General features: G+C 61.7%; 23 protein-coding genes and 1 riboswitch. Of the genes, 14 read left to right on the top strand and 9 right to left on the bottom strand.

Features of this window, described 5'->3' with window-relative positions:
- Positions 1-50: 50 nt before the first annotated feature.
- Positions 51-239, top strand: a riboswitch (cobalamin riboswitch).
- A 49-nt stretch (positions 240-288) separates the two neighbouring features.
- The 14 genes from Q0936_RS09445 (at position 289) to Q0936_RS09380 (ending at position 11,138) form a co-directional block, all read left to right on the top strand.
- Positions 289-966, top strand: coding sequence for an energy-coupling factor ABC transporter permease (locus Q0936_RS09445; protein WP_299298059.1), 678 nt, complete (start codon positions 289-291; stop codon positions 964-966).
- Positions 967-1,020: 54 nt separating this feature from the next.
- Positions 1,021-1,758: a precorrin-6A synthase (deacetylating) gene (cobF, locus tag Q0936_RS09440; protein ID WP_299141560.1), complete on the top strand. Its 738-nt coding sequence runs from the start codon at positions 1,021-1,023 to the stop codon at positions 1,756-1,758.
- 134 nt (positions 1,759-1,892) lie between these two features.
- Positions 1,893-2,723: an urease accessory protein UreD gene (locus tag Q0936_RS09435; protein ID WP_299298061.1), complete on the top strand. Its 831-nt coding sequence runs from the start codon at positions 1,893-1,895 to the stop codon at positions 2,721-2,723.
- A 3-nt stretch (positions 2,724-2,726) separates the two neighbouring features.
- Positions 2,727-3,029: an urease subunit gamma gene (locus Q0936_RS09430; protein WP_299141564.1), complete on the top strand. Its 303-nt coding sequence runs from the start codon at positions 2,727-2,729 to the stop codon at positions 3,027-3,029.
- Positions 3,030-3,072: 43 nt separating this feature from the next.
- A complete protein-coding gene (locus Q0936_RS09425; protein WP_299141565.1) occupies positions 3,073-3,378 on the top strand; it encodes an urease subunit beta in 306 nt (101 codons plus the stop codon).
- Between the two features lie 39 nt (positions 3,379-3,417).
- Positions 3,418-4,239 carry a cyclase family protein gene (locus Q0936_RS09420; RefSeq protein ID WP_299298063.1) on the top strand — a complete coding sequence of 274 codons (822 nt, stop codon included), beginning with the start codon at positions 3,418-3,420 and terminating at the stop codon, positions 4,237-4,239.
- Positions 4,239-4,370 (top strand): hypothetical protein, encoded by a 132-nt coding sequence (locus Q0936_RS09415; RefSeq protein ID WP_299298065.1) that lies wholly within the window; start codon positions 4,239-4,241, stop codon positions 4,368-4,370. Before Q0936_RS09420 ends, Q0936_RS09415 begins: the two co-directional genes overlap by 1 nt.
- Positions 4,371-4,736: 366 nt before the next feature.
- A complete protein-coding gene (gene ureC, locus Q0936_RS09410) occupies positions 4,737-6,497 on the top strand; it encodes an urease subunit alpha (protein WP_299298067.1) in 1,761 nt (586 codons plus the stop codon).
- 65 nt (positions 6,498-6,562) lie between these two features.
- Positions 6,563-7,045, top strand: a complete 483-nt coding sequence (locus tag Q0936_RS09405) for a hypothetical protein (protein WP_299378053.1) — start codon at positions 6,563-6,565, stop codon at positions 7,043-7,045.
- Between the two features lie 107 nt (positions 7,046-7,152).
- Positions 7,153-7,608, top strand: a complete 456-nt coding sequence (gene ureE / locus Q0936_RS09400) for an urease accessory protein UreE (RefSeq protein WP_299298186.1) — start codon at positions 7,153-7,155, stop codon at positions 7,606-7,608.
- Complete coding sequence (locus Q0936_RS09395; RefSeq protein WP_299298183.1) at positions 7,605-8,234, top strand: urease accessory protein UreF; 630 nt, start codon at positions 7,605-7,607, stop codon at positions 8,232-8,234. Before ureE ends, Q0936_RS09395 begins: the two co-directional genes overlap by 4 nt.
- A complete protein-coding gene (ureG, locus tag Q0936_RS09390; protein ID WP_299141573.1) occupies positions 8,231-8,857 on the top strand; it encodes an urease accessory protein UreG in 627 nt (208 codons plus the stop codon). Before Q0936_RS09395 ends, ureG begins: the two co-directional genes overlap by 4 nt.
- 208 nt (positions 8,858-9,065) lie before the next feature.
- Positions 9,066-9,437, top strand: coding sequence for a hypothetical protein (locus Q0936_RS09385; protein WP_299141574.1), 372 nt, complete (start codon positions 9,066-9,068; stop codon positions 9,435-9,437).
- A 156-nt stretch (positions 9,438-9,593) separates the two neighbouring features.
- Positions 9,594-11,138, top strand: coding sequence for a trimethylamine methyltransferase family protein (locus Q0936_RS09380; RefSeq protein ID WP_299294511.1), 1,545 nt, complete (start codon positions 9,594-9,596; stop codon positions 11,136-11,138).
- 16 nt (positions 11,139-11,154) lie between these two features.
- On the opposite strand, the gene Q0936_RS09375 is transcribed toward Q0936_RS09380, so the two are convergent.
- The 9 genes from Q0936_RS09375 to Q0936_RS09335 form a co-directional block, all read right to left on the bottom strand.
- A complete protein-coding gene (locus Q0936_RS09375; RefSeq protein ID WP_299294509.1) occupies positions 11,155-12,489 on the bottom strand; it encodes an FAD-binding oxidoreductase in 1,335 nt (444 codons plus the stop codon).
- Positions 12,486-13,973, bottom strand: a complete 1,488-nt coding sequence (locus Q0936_RS09370) for an aldehyde dehydrogenase (RefSeq protein WP_299294507.1) — start codon at positions 13,971-13,973, stop codon at positions 12,486-12,488. The genes Q0936_RS09375 and Q0936_RS09370 overlap by 4 nt, the downstream gene beginning before the upstream one ends.
- A 3-nt stretch (positions 13,974-13,976) precedes the next feature.
- Positions 13,977-14,882, bottom strand: a complete 906-nt coding sequence (locus tag Q0936_RS09365; protein WP_299294514.1) for a dihydrodipicolinate synthase family protein — start codon at positions 14,880-14,882, stop codon at positions 13,977-13,979.
- A gap of 24 nt (positions 14,883-14,906) precedes the next feature.
- Positions 14,907-15,599 (bottom strand): GntR family transcriptional regulator, encoded by a 693-nt coding sequence (locus Q0936_RS09360; protein WP_299294505.1) that lies wholly within the window; start codon positions 15,597-15,599, stop codon positions 14,907-14,909.
- Positions 15,600-15,692: 93 nt separating this feature from the next.
- Complete coding sequence (locus Q0936_RS09355) at positions 15,693-17,933, bottom strand: molybdopterin cofactor-binding domain-containing protein (RefSeq protein ID WP_299294503.1); 2,241 nt, start codon at positions 17,931-17,933, stop codon at positions 15,693-15,695.
- Positions 17,934-17,935: 2 nt separating this feature from the next.
- Positions 17,936-18,394, bottom strand: coding sequence for a (2Fe-2S)-binding protein (locus tag Q0936_RS09350; RefSeq protein ID WP_299141584.1), 459 nt, complete (start codon positions 18,392-18,394; stop codon positions 17,936-17,938).
- Between the two features lie 189 nt (positions 18,395-18,583).
- On the bottom strand, positions 18,584-19,696 hold the full coding sequence (locus Q0936_RS09345; RefSeq protein WP_299142248.1) for an S-(hydroxymethyl)glutathione dehydrogenase/class III alcohol dehydrogenase: 1,113 nt from the start codon (positions 19,694-19,696) through the stop codon (positions 18,584-18,586).
- A 113-nt stretch (positions 19,697-19,809) separates the two neighbouring features.
- Entirely contained in the window at positions 19,810-20,682 is an 873-nt protein-coding gene (locus tag Q0936_RS09340; protein WP_299141586.1) for an intradiol ring-cleavage dioxygenase, read from the bottom strand.
- Positions 20,679-22,442, bottom strand: a complete 1,764-nt coding sequence (locus Q0936_RS09335; protein WP_299294501.1) for an FAD-dependent monooxygenase — start codon at positions 22,440-22,442, stop codon at positions 20,679-20,681. The genes Q0936_RS09340 and Q0936_RS09335 overlap by 4 nt, the downstream gene beginning before the upstream one ends.
- Between the last annotated feature and the right edge of the window lie 17 nt (positions 22,443-22,459).

The raw sequence follows: 22,459 nt of genomic DNA, 5'->3' as shown, positions 1-22,459 counted from the left end.
TCCGCGTCGTCAAATGCCGCTTCCGCGCTTGTCCGACTTGGGAATCAATGTAAACGTAACGATGTGATGGTGGCCCCGTTTGGGGTCTGAAAAGGGAACCGGGTGCAAATCCCGGACTGCCCCCGCAACTGTGACCGGCGAGCGGCCCGGCATGAACCACTGACGCGACACGCGTTGGGAAGGTCCGGCCCCGCAGCGACCCGGCAGTCAGGAGACCTGCCGTCATGGAACGCAACACCGGGTGACCGGAACATTAGGCCGCCGGGGTGGTGGCGAGGAGAGACTAACATGCATATCGAACCGGGTGTCGTAGACGGCGCTAAAATGGCTTTGGCCTATGGAACCGCCGCTGCGGGCGCGGGCTATAGCTTCAAGCTGGCCGCGGACGACCTGAAACAGCACGCATTTGCGTCATTGGCGGTACGGACCGTTCTGGCGACCGTCGGCACATTTGTGTTCTTCGAGATCCTGCCGCATTTCCCCGTTGGCATTTCCGAGGTCCACTTCATTCTTGGCACAACCCTGTTCCTGTTGCTCGGCCCTGCTGCTGCGGCCTTTGGCCTTGTCTTCGGGTTGCTGATGCAAGGCACGTTCTTTGCGCCCTCCGATATGCCGATGTTCTTTGTGAACATGACCACGCTGCTGTTCCCGCTGTTCGCCGTGCACGCGTTGGCGAAACGGATTGTGCCGCAAGCGACGGCCTATGTGGATCTGGACTATGCCCAGGTGCTCAAGATGTCCGCCATCTATCAAGGTGGTGTGGTGGCCTGGGTCGCGTTCTGGGCGATCTATGGTCAGGGCTTTGGCGCTGAAAACATGGCGTCGGTGATGACCTTTGGGGCCGCCTACATGCTGGTTGTTCTGATCGAGCCGATTGCCGATCTGGGCGTGCTGGCCGGGGCCAAGGCACTGCGTGGTGCCAAGACCGGCGGCCTGTTCAACAAGCGCCTCTACAGCGCTGCGTAACGCATTGATCCAACGACAGGAAGGGCCGCCTCAGTTGCGGCCCTTTTGCATGACATGACCCAGCTTTTCCTGATCGGCATCGGCACTGGCAACCCGGATCACCTGACCGGTGAGGCGCGCCGCGTGATGGCCGAAGCCGACCTTTTTCTGGTGCCGCATAAAGGTGCAGGCAAGTCCGATCTGGCTGGGCTGCGCATGCGGATCATCGACGAGGTTTGCGGCACAGGTGCGCCGGTTGCCACATTCGACATGCCCGTGCGGGACGACACCCTGCCCTATATTGCCCGCGTGGACGCCTGGCATGACGAGATTGCGCACCGATGGACGACAACCATGGCGCAACACCCAACCGCCCAAAAGGTGGCGTTGTTGGTCTGGGGGGATCCGTCGCTCTATGACAGCACCTTGCGCATTGCCGCGCGGCTCGTCCCGCAGCCGGAACTGCGTGTCGTGGCGGGTATCACGTCTGTGCAGGCGCTGACGGCGGCGCATGCCATTCCGCTCAACACGCTCAATGCACCGGTCACCATTTCAACCGGGCGGCGTCTGCGGGATCACGGCTGGCCTGCGGACTGCGAGACGCTTGTGGTCATGCTGGACGGGGATTGTACTTTTCAGGCGCTTGATGGGGATGGCTTTGACATCTGGTGGGGGGCCTATCTGGGCATGCCCGAGCAGATCCTCGAGGCCGGACGGCTGGCTGATGTGAGTGCGCGCATTATAGAACGACGCGCCGTCGCACGGTCGGCGCATGGGTGGATCATGGACACCTATCTGTTGCGGCGTGTTTGAAAGGTTCGTGCACCTCTTGGGTGCCTAAATTTTGAGCGGGAGTGCGGGAAATCCGGCACTCTGATGCTGCAAAGCTGGCCCCGGCGGGCGGAGGGTGGTCTTATCCTCGTAATACGAAGGCCGCTGCCCTGCCCATGACTGCTCAGACACCCATCCCTGTTTCGCCAGTTGCGCAACCGCGCGCGATTGGATCCGTGCGCCTGACCACCAAGGCGCGCGACGGCCAGACGGTGATTGACGACCTGTATCAACAGGGCGCGTCCAAGGTTGTGTTTCCGCGTGCTGATGTGGGCCTGTCGGGCGTTTTGTTGAACACGTCCGGCGGTGTGACGGGCGGCGACCGCTTTGGCTATGCCGCAACGGCGGGGACCCGCACACATCTGACCCTGACCACGCAAGCCTGCGAGCGGGCCTACCGGGCGCAGCCAGGCGAGATCGGGCGCATATCGACACAGCTGTCGGTCGAGGACGGTGCAACGCTGTGGTGGTTGCCGCAGGAAACGCTGGTCTTTGACGGGTGCGCGTTGCGCCGGTCCCTGCGGTGCGATCTGGCACCCGGTGCGCGGGCGCTGATTGTTGAGCCGTTGTGCATTGGCCGGATTGCCATGGGCGAGAACGCAGTGTCCGGGCTGGTTGAAGACCGTATTTCGGTGCTGCGAGACGGCGTGCCCCTGGTGCAGGACGCCTGGCGTCTGGCGGGCGACATGAGCGCCCGGATGCTGGGCAGTGCCGTGGGCGGTGGCGCCACAGCCATGGTCAGCCTGACGTTCATTGCACCAGAGGCCGAGCGACATCTGGACCGATTGCGCGCGCTGTTGCCCGACAGCGGTGGCGCAAGCCTTTTGGCCCCTGACGTGCTGGTGCTGCGGATGCTGGCCCCGTCGGGCTACCTGTTGCGGCAACATTTGTTGCCCATCCTGGATCATGTGACAGGCGGTCGTTTGCCGCTGTGCTGGAGACTTTAGACTATGCAACTGACCCCCAGAGAGAAAGACAAGCTGTTGGTGGCCATGGCGGCAGAGGTGGCGCGCAAGCGTTTGGCGCGCGGCGTCAAGCTGAACCACCCGGAGGCGATTGCGCTGATCACCGATGCCGTTGTCGAGGGTGCGCGGGACGGTCATTCGGTGGCGCACATGATGGAGGCCGGCGCGCAGGTGATCACCCGCGATCAGTGCATGGAGGGCGTGCCGGAGATGATCCATGATGTGCAGGTCGAGGCGACCTTTCCCGACGGCACCAAGCTGGTGACCGTGCACAATCCTATTCGATGATGGATTTGCATATTTTTGGAACAATTAAGCAGGAGACGGCACGATGATCCCAGGTGAGGTGATCCCCGCAGCGGGTGACATCCAGTTGAACACGGGCGCTGTGGCCATCACGCTGCATGTGGCGAACACGGGCGACCGTCCGGTACAGGTTGGCAGTCACTATCACTTTGGCGAGGCCAATGGCGCGTTGGATTTTGACCGGGATGCGGCGCGTGGTATGCGTTTGGACATTGCTGCTGGCACCGCTGTCCGGTTTGAACCGGGACAGGCGCGTGATGTGCGGTTGATCCCCATTGGTGGCGCGCGCGCGGTCTATGGGTTCAACCAACAGGTCATGGGGCCGCTCTGAGCGGTTGCGGCGGCTGGACACCCAAAGGAGGACGATAAGATGTGCGATATTTGTGTGATGGAGGCGGTGAAGGAGCGGATGTTGTCGCGGCGCGACTTTTTCCGCACGGCGGCGGTAGCTGGTGCGGCAGCGACGGTCGGTGTCACTGCGGCTCCGGCGGCGATGGCTGCGGGACACGGCGGTGTTGTGGACATGACGCACAAGCTGAGCCCTGATTTCCCGACCTTCTTTGGTGTGCCGGGCATTTCGATGGAACAGCAGTTCAACTTTGCCGACCACGGGTTCAACCTGTTCAATCTGGCGATCAATGAGCACACGGCGACCCATATTGATGCGCCGCTGCATTTCTCGGCCGATGGCACGTCTGTGGATGAGATTCCGGTGAGCGATTTGGTGATCCCGCTTTGCGTGATCGACATTGCCGCGCGGGCCGCTGAAAATGCGGATACGCAGGTCACCCCGGAGGATCTGAAGGCGTGGATCGCCGCCAATGGTGACATTCCGGACAAGGCGTGCATCGCCATGCACTCCGGCTGGGCGGCCAAGTCGGGCGATGCTGCGGCCTATGTGGGCAATGACGATGCGGATGTGAAACACTTCCCCGGCTTCCATCCGGAAGCCACGCAGATGTTGCTGGAAGAGACCACGGCGGCGGCGATGGCGGTAGATACGCTGTCACTGGATCACGGGCCGTCGGCGGATTTTGCGACGCATTATGCGTGGTTGCCTGCGGGGCGCTATGGGATCGAGAACCTGGCCGGGTTGGACAATGTCCCTGCAGCGGGTGCCACGTTGGTTGTGGGTGCGCCGACGCATCCGGGTGGGACCGGTGGTCCGGCCCGCATCTTCGCGATGGTGTGATGGCGACCTTACTGCTGATAAATGCCCCGGAGGCCAGCGCCGAGGTGCTGGCCGTGATCGGCATGGCGATGCAGACCAATGGGTCCGTGTCGGCCATGCTTGTGCCGGTTGATGCGGTGTTCGGAGCATGATTTGTCCTGCGCTGAACAGTGGATTACGCCCGACTAAAGGGTGGGTCGGGCGTGATCTGATCCGCCGCGCGGCCCGAGTGCAGAATTCAAAACCAGCCACGGTACTGGCCGACTATTACGAAAATAAATATCGTGTAGGCGATGGCTTGAAGCCAAAATGCTGTGCTCGACACTGGATGCCTCTCCATGAGATTGAGTCGAATCACTTCGACAAGACATCCGGCATAAGATGCACTTCTCATCAAAAAGAAACCGGAATTTTCCGTACTAGTCCGTGCACAATAAGCAATCAAATATCTGTATTTGAACGTTTTTTTCGTTTCCACGGTGGGTAGGAAATTGCAAAACGTGAACGGAGCGTAACAAATGCCCACATCCATCCCCCGCCGCGACTATGCTGCCATGTTTGGCCCCACCGTGGGCGACAAGGTGCGTCTGGCCGACACCGAATTGTTCATTGAAGTCGAGCGCGACCTGACTGCCGAAGCGGCCGGTGCGGCCTCCACCGGGGGCAGTGGCGACAACGCCATGCTTTATGGTGAAGAGGTCAAGTTTGGCGGCGGCAAGGTGATCCGCGACGGGATGGGGCAGTCTCAGGTCACGCGGGCGGCGGGGGCTGTGGACACGGTCATTACCAACGCGCTGATCGTGGATTGGACGGGCATCTACAAAGCCGACGTCGGCCTGAAGGACGGTCGCATCGCCGCTATGGGCAAGGCGGGCAATCCAGATACACAACCAGGTGTGAACATTATCATTGGCCCCGGCACAGAGATCATTGCGGGCGAGGGCAAAATCCTGACGGCGGGTGGGTTTGACAGCCATATCCACTTTATCTGCCCCCAACAGATCGAGGACGCGCTACATTCCGGCCTGACCACGATGCTGGGTGGCGGCACCGGCCCTGCGCACGGCACGTTGGCCACGACCGTGACACCCGGCCCGTGGCATCTGGGCCGGATGATGCAAGCGGCGGATGCGTTCCCGATGAACCTCGCCTTTGCGGGCAAGGGCAATGCGTCGCTGCCGGCGGCCCTTGAGGAACAGATCAAGGCCGGCGCCTGTGCGATGAAGTTGCACGAGGATTGGGGCACGACGCCGGGTGCCATCGACTGCTGCCTGTCGGTGGCGGACGACATGGACGTGCAAGTGATGATCCACACCGACACGCTGAACGAGTCCGGTTTTGTCGAGAACACAGTGGCCGCGATGAAGGGCCGGACGATCCATGCCTTTCATACTGAGGGCGCTGGCGGCGGGCACGCGCCGGACATCATCAAGATCTGCGGGGAAGAGCATGTTTTGCCCTCGTCGACCAACCCGACGCGACCTTTTACCGTGAACACGCTCGAGGAACACCTCGACATGCTGATGGTGTGCCACCACCTCGACAAGTCGATCCCCGAAGATGTGGCCTTTGCCGAGAGCCGCATCCGGCGTGAGACCATTGCCGCAGAAGACATCCTGCACGACATGGGTGCGTTTTCGATCATCGCGTCGGACAGTCAGGCGATGGGTCGCGTGGGTGAGGTGTTGATCCGCACCTGGCAGACCGCCGACAAGATGAAGAAACAGCGCGGCCCCCTGCCCGAAGAAACCGGCGACAACGATAACATGCGTGTGCGCCGCTACATTGCGAAATACACGATCAACCCGGCGATTGCGCATGGGATCAGCCATGAGATTGGCAGCATCGAGGTGGGCAAGCGGGCTGACCTGTGTCTGTGGAACACCGCGTTTTTTGGGGTCAAGCCCGAGATGGTCTTGTTGGGCGGCACAATCGCTTGTGCCCAGATGGGCGATCCGAATGCATCCATTCCCACGCCGCAGCCGGTCTATACGCGACCCATGTTCGGGGCCTATGGGCGCAGCGTCGAACGCTCTGCCGTCACCTTTGTGTCCGCCGCAGCGCAAGCAGAGGGGATCGGTGCGTCGCTGGGATTAGCCAAGGATACCGTGGCCGTTCAGAACACGCGCAACATTGGCAAGAAAGACCTCAAGCTGAATGACGCGACCCCGCATGTTGAGGTGCACCCCGAAACCTACGAAGTCCGCGCCGATGGCGAACTGCTGACCTGCACCCCCGCCGAGGTGCTGCCAATGGCGCAGCGGTATTTCTTGTTTTGACCGCCCTTGCAGAGCGATATCACGAACTGGCATTATCTTACCTGACAGCGGCAAGGAAGCTCACTGTGCTTGACCCGTCGGAACCTTGGCTCACGCCAGAATTTTTGGACATACCTGCTCTCAACTGCCTCGCCTTGTCGCTCGAGATAGGTATGAAAGGCCTTTTGGTCGCCAAAGGAGAGGCACCAGAAACTCTTAAGAACAAGTACGGACACAAATTGCGCTGCCTTTGGGAGGATAACAATATGGTGGACGTCCGAAGCAAAGCCGAAAAAGAGTCTATTTTTTGGAACTACCCGGAACATTGGCGCGTCACAGACAGCAAGTACCAGCTTTTTGAAACGCACCTATATTGGTTGAATGATGTGTTTTCCGGCATGGGTGCGCACAAGGACACGTTAATCCTTCGCTACCCTGTAGGCGACAGGACTGAATACTTCCCACCCGAGTTTATGGTAGATGCCTCCGGTGTGATTTTAGGTATCATTCACGACAAAATACAAAATGAGGCCGTACATACCTGTGAACAGCGAGCGGTTAACTCTTAACTAGATGCCCGGCCCTTGGCCGGGCAGCCCCCGACCGCCCCCCCCCGGGCGGGGGCTACTCCCCCACCCGGCGGCCGGGGACTGCCCTCAGCACCAATGATCAGCCAATGCAAACAGCTCAGACCTATCACAATCACACCCACGCCACGCCGGCGGACCATGTGCAACTCACCTACGAGGATCGTTTTCTGCGCCGCAAGGTTCTGACGCTCGCCTCGGGCACGCAGTTGCTGGTGGATCTGCCGCAAACGACATCGCTCGATCATGGTGGGGCACTCATCACGACCGACAAGGCCGAAATCGAGGTGCGGGCGGCCCGCGAACCCTTGCTTGAGGTCACGGGCGACAGCCTGCACCGGATCGCGTGGCATATCGGCAACCGGCACACACCGTGCCAGATCGAAGACACCCGCCTGCTGATCCAGCGGGATCACGTGATGGCCGACATGCTGTCCAAGATCGGCGCCTCGACCCGCGAGGTGGTCGAGCCATTCACACCCGAAGGTGGCGCCTATGGTCACGGGCGCACCCACGGGCACGATCATTCGCACAGCCACACATGAGCCACGCGCTGACCCTGATGCAATGGCTGTCGCCCGCCTTTCCGGTCGGGGCGTTTGCCTATTCGCACGGGCTCGAGCAGGTGATTGCCGATGGTGTTGTGACGGATGCGCCCAGTTTGCAGGACTGGCTTGCCCCGCTTGTCCAGCACGGGTCGGGATGGGCGGATGCGGTGTTGCTGGCCGTGGCGCACAGGGCCGATACGGGCGCGGACGCCGAAGCTGCCGCGCGCGCCTTTGCGGCCAGCGCAGAGCGGTTGCAAGAGACCGACCTGCAAGGCGCTGCCTTTTGCCAGACGGCGCGCAGTGTCTGGGGCGTCGAGATTGATGGGCTGACCTATCCGGTCGCGGTTGGGCGTGCGGCGGGGATCATGGGCATCCCGCTGGCAGAGACCTTGCCCATGTATCTGCACGCCTTTGCATCGAACCTTGTGTCGGTGGCACAGCGTGCGATGCCCCTGGGCCAGACCGACGGACAGCGGGTGTTGGCCGCCCTGACACCGGTCATCACGGACACGGCCACACGGGCCGAGACCGCAACGTTGGACGATCTGTCCGCCACAAGCTTTGCCGCGGATATCGCGGCCATGCGCCATGAAACGCTGACACACAGGATATTCCGCACATGACACAGTTGAACGGTCCGCTTCGCATCGGGATTGGCGGCCCCGTGGGCGCAGGCAAGACCACGTTGACCGCAGCCCTTGCCGCTGCCCTCAAGGACCAACATTCGATCGGGGTCATCACCAATGACATCTACACGCGCGAGGATGCCGAAGAGCTGATGCGCCGCCAGATCCTGCCGCAGGACCGGATCATCGGGGTGGAAACCGGCGGATGCCCGCACACAGCGATCCGCGAGGATGCGTCGATCAATCTGGCCGCCGTGGCAGAGATGCGCGAGCGTCACCCGGAGGTCGAGGCGATCCTGATCGAAAGCGGCGGCGACAACCTGTCGGCCACGTTCTCGCCAGAGTTGGCGGACATCACCCTATATGTGATCGACACCGCTGCGGGCGAGGAAATCCCCCGCAAGGGCGGGCCTGCGATCACCAAATCCGACCTGTTGATCATCAACAAGACCGACCTGGCCCCCCACGTGGGCGCATCGCTGGACGTCATGGACCGTGACGCAAAACGGATGCGCGGCGCGCGGCCTTTTGTCTTTGCCGCGCTGCGCCACGGCACCGGGGTCGAAGAGATCATCACCCACATCCGCGCGTTGTCAGGGTTGGGGATGGCGACCGCCTGAACCGCTTGGCGCGGCGGCTCGCGACTGTTGGGTTTTACCATGATACGGCCTGTTTGGGCGGGACGTTTTGCGTCCGCCCGGTGGATCATGCGCACCGGTTCGCGTGTCGTAAAACCGTAATAAAACCGCGGCATTGTGGGCGCTTGTTCACGCAACAGACGCTTGATACCACACCCGTGGAACCACAATTACGAAAGCCCCCCATACCATGATACGTCTTGTTTCACGCGCTGTTGCTGCGCTCGTTTTTGCCTTTGTTCTTGTTGCTTGCGAAGTGCCATCGACCGGTGCGATCAACCATCGCGGTCAGGTCATCAAAACCGAAATCAGCCAGATCGAGAACGGGTTGGTGATCACGGGTTACGACGTCTATCTCAACAATGAGCTGATCGGACGGACCGAGCCGCAGGAAGACGCGGAGAACCCTGTGTTTGCAAAACGCGCGCGGGTGCCGATGAAACCGCTGGCGTCACGCTATGGCACTGTGCGGATCGAGCGCAATTTCGCGTTCGGCAGCACCAGCTTTGATGTCTACATCGACGACACGTATACCGGCACCATTCAGATGCCGACCCTCTAATCCAAACCTATCGCCAAGGCGTCTGGCCGGGATCACCCGGCCGGGCGCAGTCGCGGCCACCCACCTCGACGTCGCTCTGAGGCCAGTTGCTTCGTATGCGGGCCGACACTTTGACCCGTGACAGTGTTCCCTGTTTCCAGAAACAGGGAGGCCCACATGTCACAACCCCGTACCCGCTCTGGTGGCCGTGCCAGCCGCCGCGCATTGCGCAGCGCACCCAACGTCGCGATGCTGCCTGGACTGTCAAACACCCTGCCCTGGTGCGAGATTATGGACGGCGCGCAGGTGGAGCGCATCGACGCCGCGTCGATGGACATCCTCGAGAATGTGGGCGTCGTGTTTCGTGATGATATCGCGCTGGCTGATTGGCGCGCGGCGGGTGCCAAGGTGGTTGGGGAAACGGTTTTCCTTGATCGCGGTTTGGTGCGCGACCTGATTGCGACCATTCCGTCGGACTTTACCTACCACGCGCGTGACCCGCGCAAAAACGTGCGATTGGGTGGGCGCAACAGCATCTTTGTTCCCATGACCGGGGCGCCGTTTCTGCGCGATCTGGACGACGTGCGGCGCAATCCGACGCTTGACGATCTGGCGATGTTTCACAAGCTCAGCCATATGATGCCCGCCCTGCATTCATCGGCGCACCACATCGTCGAACCCTATGATCATCCGATCAGTCACCGACATCTTGCGATCACCTATTCGTCGATGAAGCACTCGGACAAAACGTTCATGGGCATGACCACCAGCCCAAAGAACGCCGAGGACGTGATGGACATGTGTGCCATTCTGTTTGGCGCAGATTTCATGGACGATCACCCGGTCACGACCGGCAATTGCAACGGGAACTCGCCGCTGGTCTGGGACGAGACGATGCTCGGGGCTTTGCGCGCCTTTAGCAAACGCAACCAGCCTGTGCTGTGCTCGCCCTTTGTGCTGGGGGGTGCGAACACGCCTGCGTCGGTGGCCGCATCTGTGGCGCAGTTGAACGCCGAGGCGCTGTCGGCGCTGGCCTATACACAAGTGGTCCGGCGCGGCGCGCCCGCGATCTACGGCCACTATTTGTCCACCGTTTCGATGAAGTCCGGCGCACCGATGGCCGGTACACCAGAGATTTCGATGATGAATTTCATGATCGGGCAGATGGCGCGCCACTACGGCGTGCCGTGGCGCACGTCGAACACCTTGGGCGGGGCCAAGACATTTGACGCTCAGGCGGGGTACGAAAGCGCCACAACCTTGTCCGCCGTGATGCACGCAGGCGCAAATTACATCTGGCATTCGGCGGGTTGGAACGAGGCGGGCATGCACTGTTCGGTGGCCAAATTCATTGTCGACGCCGAGCAATGCGCGATGGCCTACCGCATGGCGCAGGGGGTCCAGTGGGACGACTTTGACACCGCTCTGGCCGCCGTGTCCGACATTGGGCCGGGTGGTCACTATCTGGGTCATGCGCACACGCAGGAGAACTTCCAAACCGCGTTTTTCATGCCGGAGCTGTTCGACAACAATTCCATTGAGCAGTGGCAGGCCGAAGGCGGTGTTGAGATCACAGAGCGCGCCCTGACCCACGCCAGAGGACTGCTCGACACCTATGAAGAGCCTGCGTTGGACCCCGCCGTTGACGAGGCGTTGCGGGACTATATCGCTCGGCGCGAACGTGAGATCCCGGCCGAGGACGCGCTGAACCAGACGTTTTGAACCGGCATGGTGCGGGCTATTCCGCGCCCGCGCGCCACTCTTTCCACCGCAGAAAGGCATTGGCACCCCATGTCGCAAAAGGTTGGGGTGGCAGGCGTTTCAGGTCATCTTCGGCATCGAAATAGCGGGTGATGTCAGACGTATGACCACATGCGCGTTCAGCCGCCGCGATCCCCGTAAGTGTCCCGCGCGCCGTGCCAAGGCCGTTTTGGACACAGGCGCTGAACAGGTTGTGGTCGACCTCGCGCGTATGGGCGACGCCATTGAGACTGAGGCACAGATGACCGCCCCACGTGTATTGCTGTTTTACCCCCGACAGAGTCGGAAAGCGTTCGGTGAATTTCTGAACATGCAGGCGCGCGGCGCGGCGCATGTCGTGGGCTTTGGGCACGAGCGACGGGCGCACGACGGCGGCGGTGCGGGTGATGATCCGGTGACCACCCTGCCCCGCATCAATCCGGCGCATGGTCGTTCCCATCGGGTCAGACGGGGTTACACCCCATCGCGCGGCACCGCCCAGACGGACCCGAGCATCCGCATCCAACGGTGCGGTCATCGACGCAAAGAGAAAGAGCTGCAACAGCCGTCCGCGCGCGATGCCAAAGCTCTCCAGATGACCGTTGACGGCGGTGATGACCTGATCGGCAACCACACGTCCTTTGGGGGTTTTGAGGGTCCAGGACGGCCCGGCCCGCGTGAACGACAGGACCGGGCTGGTTTCAAACACCCGTGCGCGCTGTTGCACCCCGGCGGCCAGTCCGCGGATGTATCCAGCCGGTTGCAACATGACCGTTCCCGGCGTGTAGAGCCCTGAGCGGTAGTGGCGCGATCCGGTCAGCGCGTGCATCGCCTGTGCGTCCAGCCATTCCGACGGCTCCGACAGGTTGGCCAGATGTTTGGCATAACTGCGGTTGTGTGCATCGCCTTGCGATGTGGCTGCGCCGTTGACCTTGCCCGCCGGGTCGAACACGTCACGCGACAGGCCGTATTCAGCAACTGCCTCTTGCCCAAAGGCGATGGCGGCGCGGTTGAGACGGGTCAGGGTGCGGTCGTCGCCTGCGCCCGCGTAGTCCTCGGATGCCAGATCATGCGGCAGGTCGATCATAAAACCGGAATTGCGCCCGGCGGCCCCTTCGGCGATGCGCCCCGCCTCAAGGACCACAACCCGCGCATCTGGGCGCAGTTGCAGGACCCGGCGGGCCGCTGACAGGCCCGCAAAGCCCGCGCCGATCACCACCACATCGGCGTTCAAATCGCCCTCCAGCCGGGGATAGCGCGCACCGGGCCCCAAAATCTCCGCCCATGCCGCTTGCCCACGATGCGACGGCAGGCGCCGGGCCACAAATGTCACGCCACGGCACCCTCTGCGTCGTCGGAAAGATCGATCCAGATCGTCTTGAGCTGGGTGTATTGGTCATGGGCGTGCAGGCTGTTGTCCCGCCCGCCAAAGCCCGACATTTTCATCCCGCCAAAGGGGGTCGCGATGTCGCCCTCGCCATAGCTGTTCACGGTGACGGTGCCTGCGCGGATCATGCGCGCGCCACGGATCGCCCGTTTGGCGTTGGCGGTGAACAGCGATGCGCACAGGCCATAGTCGGTGTCATTGGCGACAGCGATGGCCTGATCAAAGGACTGCACCGGGATCACGGACAGGATGGGGCCAAAAATCTCGTCGCGCGCCAATGTGCTGTCTGGCGCCACCTCGACCACTGTCGGGTCAAAGAACGGCCCATCAGACGTACCGCCGATCCGCGCAGTGCCGACCTGATCCAGATACCCGCGCACTTTGCTACAGTGCGCTTCGCTGACCAAGGCCCCCTGCCTGGTTTCGGGGTCCAGCGGGTCCCCGACGGGCAAGTGGCGCATATGGGCGGCAATCCGGTCGAGCAGCGCGTCATTGATGTCGGCGTGCACGATCAGGCGGGAAATCGCAGAGCAGTTTTCGCCCATGTTCCAGAACGCGCCGTTGACGATGTGCTGGGCCACAAGATCGAGGTTTTCGGCGTCGTCCATCACGATACAGGGGTTCTTGCCCCCCATTTCGAGCACGACCTCCTTGGCATTGCTTTCAGCGGCATAGCCCAGAAACCTCAGGCCCGTTTGCGTGCTGCCGGTAAAGCTGATCATGTCGACATCCATGTGCCGCCCCAGCGGTTCACCCACGTCAGGCCCCGTACCCGGCACCACGTTCAGGACACCGCGCGGCAGGCCCGCCTCCATCGCCAGCTCGGCCAGTCGCAGCGCGGTCAGCGACGTTTCTTCGGCGGGTTTGAGCACTAACGAACAGCCCGCCGCGAGTGCCGGGCCAATTTTCCACGCCATCATCAGCAGCGGAAAATTCCACGGCAGCACCACACCCACCACACCGATGGGTTCGCGCACGACAAGTGCGATGTGATCATCGGATGCGGGGGCCACGGTGTCGTTGATCTTGTCGATGGCTTCGGCGTGCCACTTGATGCAATGGATCGCCTCGGGGATATCCACCGTTTCGCAATCATAAATCGTTTTGCCACTGTCCACGCTTTCCAGCACGGCCAGTTCGCGGGCGTTGCGCGTCATCAGTTTGCACAGGCGGATCAGCACGTCCTTGCGTGCAGACGGGTGCAGACGCGCCCAGCGCCCATCATCAAAGGCCGCGCGCGCCTTGCTCACGGCCAGGTCCACATCCACAGCACCACAGGCCGCAACCTGCGCAATGACGTCCCCGGTGGCGGGGTTCACGCTGTCAAAGGTGCCGCCCAGCTCTGCAGGACGAAACCCTCCGTCGATGAACGCGGTGGTCGCGGGCGACAGGTCATTGGCTATGGCACGGTATTCTTCGGTTGTGAGCATGCCTCACCCCTCCTCTTCGATGGCGGCGATGGTGGTTTTGAGAACGCGGATCACCTGTTCGAGCGCGCGTTTGTCGTCTTTGTTCAACGCCTTGAGCGGCGGGCGGATGGCGCCGGTGTCGATGCCTTCGACGGTGACGCCGTATTTGATGCTCTGGACGAACTTGCCGCCCTGTTCCAGCACGCGCATCAGCGGCATCATCGCGGACATGATGCGGCGGCCCTTGGCAAAATCGCCGTCGACAGCGCAGGCGCGCCATAGGGCCAGATGTTCGGCTGGCAGGAAATTTGACCCTCCGCAGACCCAGCTTTGTGCGCCCCAGGCAAAGAATTCCAGCGCCTGATCATCCATCCCGCAAGACATCTGGATATGTGGGTAGTCGCGCGCCAGCAGGTGCACGCGGTTGATGTCGCCCGAGCTTTCCTTGATCGCGCAGATATTGCGGCTGCGGCCCACTCGGTCGAGGAATTCCTCACCCATGTTCACGCCCATGCGACCGGGATAATTGTACAGCATGATGGGCAGGTCAGCCGCCTTGTCGATGGCCAGCGTATTGAGCGCATTTTCCATCTCGGTCGGTACGGCATAGGGCGGTGTTGCGACCAGCAACGCCGCGGCCCCCATGTCCTTGCCACCCAGCGCCAGCGCCATGCTGTCGGCGGGCAACATGGCCCCGGTGCCCATGATCACCGGTACGCGCCCATCCACGATGCGCAGAGTCTGGCGCGCGACCTCAAGCCGTTCGGCCACGGTCATTGCATAGTTTTCGCCGGTGGACCCGCCCGAGATGATGCCGTGCACACCGGCAGTGATCAGCCGGTCCAACACAGCCTCGAGCGCGCCAAAGTCGGGCGTGTGATCGGCGTTGAACGGCGTCACGGCCGGTGTGTAGATGCCATTGAATTCCATACGCGGTGCCATGTGTCGTTCCCTTTAGCCCGCCATGCCCAGAGGCGCGTCCAGCGCATTCGGCATCACGTATTTTTCGATCTCGTCCCGCGACAGTTGCCAGTGGGCGATGGCCAGTTCCCCGGCTTTTGCCGCGTCCCTTTCCGCAATGGCTTCGATGATGGCGTCATGCTGGGCGCGGGCCAGCGCCACATTGTCCGACTGATCCGCATCGCCCGGCGCGTAGAACGTCATCGAGATGCGGGCGTGGTCCAGCAGCAGCCTGTTGAAACTGGGGCTGAGGTACAGGTTGTCGGCCATGTCGCCAGTGACGCGGTGAAACTGGATATTGGCCAGCGCGCGCGTGGCGGCGGTTCCGGTGTCGAGCGCACTGCAAAACGTCTCTTGTGCGGATTTCAGCGCCGCGATCTGAACGTCGGTCCGGTGGGTAGCTGCGAGTTGCAGTATCGCGCTGTAAATCATTGGCGCGGCGATGAAAAACGCGCGCAAGGAGGCGTGCGACATGTCAGAGACCTGCGCCCCGCGGTTCTGACGCAGCACCACATACCCCTCGCCTGCCAGTTGCCGCAGCACTTCGCGCATCGGCGTACGAGACAGACCAAACTCCGCGCAAAGGCGGGCCTCGTCCAGATCGGCACCCGGTTTGAGGTCCAGCGTCAGGATGGCAGAAACGAGGGCGTCATAGGTCCGTTCTTTGGGGGGTGAGTCGGATTGCATACAATGTGTATACAAAACGGCCATCCCTGCGTCGATACGAAAAAAGGCGCATGTTTCCATGCGCCCTGTTTCGTTCGTGCGTGATCCGTTGTGTCAGACGAAATCGATAAACTTGTTCATCGGCATCTCGCGGATGCGCTGACCAGTGGCGGCGAAGATCGCGTTGGACAGGGCCGCAGCGGCGGGCGGCACCATCGGTTCACCCACCCCGCGCACAGCATCACCATTTTCCAAGCCACGCACGTTGATCACCGGGGCCTGGAACATGCGCATCCCTTCGTAGTCGTAGTAATTCTGCTGATCGACCATGCCGTCAGAATAGGTGATTTCGCAGTTCATCGCATGACCCAACGCCCAGACCACGCCGCCTTGCACCATGTTTTCGAAGTTCACCGGATCGACAACGGTTCCGACCTCGGCTGCGACGCAGACGTTGTCGATGCGGATGCCATTTGCGGTGTTTGTCACCTCGATCACCTCGGCGGTCGGCACACCGAAGGACAGACAGAACGCAACGCCGCGCGCCTTGTCTGGCCCCAGAGCCGCGCCCCAATTGGACATTTCCGCAACCGCTTCGAGCGTTTTGCGGGATGGTGCATGCCAGCACAGGCGCAGCCGTTCCTCCATGGGATCGGCGCCCGCGGCGTGGATCAGTTCGTCGAGGAACACGTCATGGAAGAACCCGTTGGTCGAGGCGCCAACCGACCGCCAGGACGTGATCGGTGCCAGTTCCGGCGCGCGGTAGCCCGAGACGCGGTAGTGCGGGATCTGCATGGGCTGTTCCCACGCGCCCGCCACAATCTGCAAGTCCGGCCCGGCAACAGGAAACCCTTGGCGGCCCATCTGGCTTGCGATGACCGACGGCATCGCGATGCCCAGATCAAATGCGTCCACCTTGCCCCCGCTGACCGTGCCGCGCCCGCGCGCCATGGCAATCTGGCGGGTGTCGTTGTGGGTCATGTCCTCTTCGCGGCTGTAGGTCAGTTTGACCGGCGTACCTTTGAGTTGCAGCGCGATTTCCGTGGCTTCACGCACCACGCGGTCCTCGAGGCGATGCCCGAAGGAGCCGCCCATCATCAGCACGTGCACAAACACCTGATCGGCGTCCATGTCGCAGAGTTTCGCCACGTTGGATTGCACAAATCGCGGCACCTGTGTGCCGGTCCACACATCGACACGGTCCTCTGTGACCTGAACGGTGGCCGTGATCGGCTCTAGCGGCGCGTGGGCCAGATAGGGCGCCCGGTATTCGGCCTCGATCACCTCTGCGCCATCCAGCGCCGCGTCCACGTCGCCATCGTCGCGCATGCGGCTGTCGCGTCGATCCTCGATAAAGCTGTCAGAGAGGGTTTGCCAATGCTCCTCCATCTCTGCCGGATATGGCGCATCCGCCCAAGTGATGTCGATCGCATTGGCGGCCTGGATCGCCCGCCATGTGTTGTTGGCCACCACCGCGACGCCGTTGGTAATCGGCACGACCGCCTGCACGCCGCGCATCTGTTCGGCTGACGCGCTGTCAAATTCAATCATCCCGCCACCGCGACGCGGGTTGGTCCGGACGGTTGCATGCACCATGCCCTCGACCTCAAAGTCGATGCCATAGCTCTGGGTGCCTGTCGACTTTGCAACGATGTCGACCCGTTCCATCGCCTTGCCTACCAAACGCCACGTGCTGGGATCGCGCAGGGTGACGTCGTTCACGGGGTCCAATGTCGCAGCGATGGGCGCGAGGTCTTCGTACCGGAGCGTATCGCCCCCCGGCAGTTCCACCATGCCGCGCGCGGTCTTGAGGTCAGCCACCTGAACGCCCGTTTGCTGTGCCGCTGCGGCCTTGAGTGTTTCGCGTGCCACCGCACCGGCCAGGCGCAGTTTTTCAAAGCTGTCGGGTACGGTTGTGGACCCGCCGGTGATCTGCATCCCGAGGAATTTCATCAGCGCGTCCATGACGCCCCGCGTGGATTGCGCGGCAAAACTGTCATCTGTGGATCGGAACGGCGCGGCCTCCGCGCTTAGGGCTGTGTTATAGTACGCGGGACTGGGCATGCCGGGATCGACGCGGATCTGGTCCAGCTCTACATCCAGCTCTTCGGCGATAAGCGCGGCTTGAACCGAATAGGCCCCCTGCCCGCTGTCGGCGCGCGGCGTGATCAGGGTGATCCCTGACGCATCAACCCGCACATATGGCGTCAACGCCGCCTCGCCCTCGGCCACTTGATCCAGCAGCGGATTGGCTACAGGCCGTTTGTACATCACGTAGCCAAAGGCCACGCCGCCAACAACAGCTGCGGACCCAACAAGGAAGCTACGGCGTGCGATCTTTCCGATACGGCTCATGCTCAGGCCTCCTGCAACTTGCCAGCGGCGGTTTTCACGGCGGCGCGGATGCGATTGTACGTACCGCAACGGCAGAGATTACCGCTCATGGCGTCGTCGATGTCGGCATCGGTGGGGGATGGGATGTCGGACAAAAGGGCCGCCGCCTGCATGATCTGGCCCGACTGGCAGTATCCGCACTGCGCAACCTGATGTTCGATCCACGCCTCTTGCAAAGCGTGCAGCGCGTCTGGCGTGCCCAACCCTTCGATCGTTGTGACAGGGCCATCGACATCTGCCGCGAGCGTCTGGCAGGACCGCACGGCAACACCGTCGATGTGCACGGTGCAAGCGCCACATTGCGCAACACCACAGCCATATTTGACGCCTTTGATGTTCAGTTCGTCCCGCAGCACCCACAGCAGGGGCATGTCATCTTCGACATCCACATCATGCGTGGTTCCATTGACGGTCAGTTGCATGGCGTCCTCCCTATGCTGCCTGACGCATAGATAGCACTGCAAGGCCCGCACAAAACCTGCAGATCGCGCCAACACGTATGGAAATCACGCCGTGACGCGAGGTCGTGCGATTTCATGGCCCCATCAAACCAAAAGACCCGGACGCTGGCATGCATCCGGGTCTCTGTTTGGCGTTTGGCAATGGGGTTTTTAGAACTCGACAACCGCGCGGATCGACTTGCCCTCGTGCATCAGGTCGAAACCATGGTTGATCTCGTCCAGTGTCAATTTGTGGGTGATCATCGGGTCGATCTCGATCTTGCCGTCCATGTACCAGTCGACAATCTTGGGGACGTCAGTGCGGCCCTTTGCACCACCAAAGGCGGTGCCGCGCCAGACACGCCCCGTGACCAGTTGGAAGGGACGGGTCGAGATTTCGGCACCTGCGGGGGCCACGCCGATGATGATCGATTCACCCCAACCCTTGTGCGCCGCCTCGAGAGCCGTGCGCATGACGTTTACGTTGCCTGTAGCGTCAAAGGTATAGTCCGCGCCACCACCAGTCAGTTCGACCAGATGCGCGACCATGTCCCCTTCGACCTTGGACGGGTTCACGAAATCGGTCATGCCGAAATGCTCGGCCATTTCGACCTTGCTGTCGTTGAGGTCCACGCCGACGATCTGGTCACAGCCTGCCAGTTTCAGACCCTGGATCACGTTGAGGCCGATGCCTCCCAGACCAAAGACAATGCAGCGGCTGCCGATCTCGACCTTGGCCGTGTTGATCACGGCACCGATGCCCGTCGTCACGCCGCAACCGATGTAGCAAATTTTGTCGAACGGCGCGTCCTTGCGCACTTTGGCCAGGGCAATCTCGGGGACAACGGTGTGATTGGCAAAGGTCGAGCAGCCCATGTAGTGATGGATGGGCGTTCCATCGAGCATCGAAAACCGTGTCGACCCGTCAGGCAAAAGGCCCTGCCCCTGCGTTGCACGCACCTTTTGGCACAGGTTCGTTTTCGGGTTCAGGCAGTATTCGCATTCACGACATTCCGGCGTGTAGAGCGGGATGACGTGGTCGCCCACTTCCAGCGTTGTGACGCCTTCGCCGACTTCGACCACAACGCCTGCGCCTTCATGGCCGAGGATTGCCGGAAAGATGCCTTCGGGATCAGCGCCGGAACGGGTGAACTCGTCCGTGTGACACAGGCCCGTGGCCTTGATCTCGACCAACACTTCGCCCTTGCGGGGACCGTCGAGGTTCACCTCCATGATTTCAAGCGGTTTGCCAGCTTCGACAGCAACGGCGGCACGGGTTCTCATCATGGTCTGTCCTTCCAATTGGCCCAATGGGGTTTCAGGCATGTGAGCCAGTGGAAGCGCGCGCTGTCAATGGAAAGGACGGCGGAAAATGTGTCTCTGCCGTCCGTATCGCATCAGCGCGGGGCCAGAACGAAGTCGTGGACGACCTCAAAATACGGGCCATCCATGCCCGCCGCAGCGATCTGATCCGGATCTTCGATGAGGTCGAATTTTGCCATCAGGCTTTCCTTGACCCCAAACACCGCATCGGAATGGATGTATTCGTCATCCGGGTCGAAAATGTGCGTCGTGAGGGTTTCGAACCCATCCGCCTCCAGGATGTAGTGCAGATGCGCAGGCCGCCAGCAATGCCGCCCCAGCGCGTTCATCAACTGCCCCACCGGGCCGTCCTCGGGGATGGGATAATTCCTCGGCTTCACCCCGCGGAAGTGATAGGCGCCGTCCGCACCGGTCCGAAACACGCCACGCAGGTTGAAATCGGGCTGAATCCCCTTTTGCTGCACGTCATAGAACCCTTCGTCGTTGGCCTGCCACACGTCGATCTTGACCCCGTCGATAGGCGCGCCATCCGTGTCGAGGATACGCCCCTTTATCAGCATCGGAGCGCCCTTGTCCTCGAGGCAAATGTTCGCCCCCATGGGCAATTCGGGCGCATCCGGCAGGTGGAACGGCCCAAGCACCGTGCTTTCTGACGCGCCAACCGGTTTGCGGTTGTTGATCGCATCGACCAGCATCGACACACCCATCACATCCGACAGCAGGATGAATTCCTGCCGCCAGTCGGTGCAGGTATGCCCGGTCCTGGTCAGGAACATGATCGTGTCGAACCATTCCTGCTGGGTCGGCTCGATTTCCTTGATGCAGGCGTGCATGTGCCGCACGATCGCCTCTATGCACTGATCCAGTCGCGCATTGTCTGTCTGGCTTCGCGCAGCCACAACCTCGGCCGAGTTCTCTTCGGTGAAATATCCGTCGCCTGCGCTCATGTCGCTGCTCCTGTGCTGAGGATGGTGTTGAGGACGCGGGTGAGTTCCGCCTTGGGATTGTCTGCCATCCCTTCGCTGCGCCAGGCGACATGGTGGTCGGGCCGCACCAGCACACAGCCCGCATCACCCACCTCGCGGGCGCGGGCCCAGTCACCGGTGTGATCCACCAGCGCCTGACGCGGGCCGATCACATGCGCGCTGAGTGCCAGCCCCATCTCTTGGACGACCGTTTCTGCGGCTTGCGCCCAGGCGGAGCCATTCAATCCGGTGAGCAGGGCAAATCCACCCTGCGTCAAATCCAGCGTGGACAGTTTGCGCCCCTGCGCGTCAAACAACCAGACATGCGGCAACCGCGCGCCCGGCCAAGTGGTCGGCTGGTAGTGCAGTTCGTGATCCAGATCGAAGGCAGGCTCCATCTGGCCGTCAGTGACCACTGCACCAGAGCGATACCGCTGGTTCATTTCGACGCCGTGGGCATCAAATTCGTACTTTTTGAACGCAATCGCCTCGCGCAATGCTGCGCGTTGTGCCTCTGCGTCGTCCGAACTGTCGCAGCGTTTGTCCATATTGGCCTGCATGACCTGCGGGTCCGTATGACCGATCAGGCCCAGCGCCTCGAAGATGGGACCAAATTCACCGATGGACTGGTTGGCGCGCGTGACAATCTGCTTGGCGATGGGTGCGCGTTCGGCGTCATAGCTGTCCAGCAGCGCCTCACCCGCCTGCCCCTTGAGCACGGCCGCGAGTTTCCACGCCAGGTTAAATGCATCCTGGATCGACGTGTTGGAGCCCAGCCCGTTCGATGGCGGGTGCCGGTGTGCGGCGTCCCCCATGATAAACACCCGCCCCTTGGACATCTGGGTGGCGTAGGCGTCGTTCACGGTCCAATAGCTGATGCCCTGCATCTCGATATCGAGATCGGGATCGCCAACCAGATCACGGATGATCTTTTTGGCTTCTTCGTCGTCGAGTTCGGGGCGTTCGCCGTCGATGTCATAGCCCCATATGGCCAGCCATTCGTTCCACGGTCGGACCATGCGGACCACGCCCATGCCGATACCGCCGACATTCGATCCGGGCTGCATCACCCAATAGAGAACCGACGGCCGGTGCGCCACGTGGCTGGTGAGGTCGGCCTTGAACAGCAGGTTGATGGACCCTGCAACACCCATCTTGCCCTCAATCGGCAGCCCTGTGTTCTCTGTTACCGCCGAATTGCCACCATCCGCCCCGACCAGATATTTCGAGCGGACGGTAAAGGTTGTGTTGGTCAACCGGTCGAGAACCGTTGTGGTCACGCCATCGCCATCCGCCACGTGGCTCTGGTATTCGCAGGACATCCGCGCCTGCGTGCCGCGGGCGCAGGCCGTCTTGAACAACAGCGGTTCCATGAACGTCTGCGGCAGGTCATTCATGCGGCTGGGCGACGACAAGGCGTGCTCTGCCCGGCTCAGAGGGTGCGTGCCCCAGGTCTGGATGCGTCCAAGTTCCTCTCCGGTCAGGCTTTCGCAAAAGACATTGCTCCCCATCAGATCCTGCTCAGTGGCGTGCATATAGGCCTCATCCTCGACCTCGCGGCCCAGATCGCGCAGCACTTCCATCGTGCGTTGATTGGTGATGTGGGCGCGCGGGCTATTGGCCAACCAGCGATAGCGGTTGATCACCATATTCTCGATCCCATAGGTCGACAGCAGCGCCGCAGTGGCGGACCCCGCCGGGCCTGTGCCGATGATCAGGACGTCCGTTTCGATGTCCGCCATAAATTGTCCTCCTCCAA

The organism is uncultured Tateyamaria sp., from assembly GCF_947488715.1.
Classification (GTDB): domain Bacteria; phylum Pseudomonadota; class Alphaproteobacteria; order Rhodobacterales; family Rhodobacteraceae; genus Tateyamaria.
This window is presented reverse-complemented; position numbering and strand designations above follow the sequence as displayed.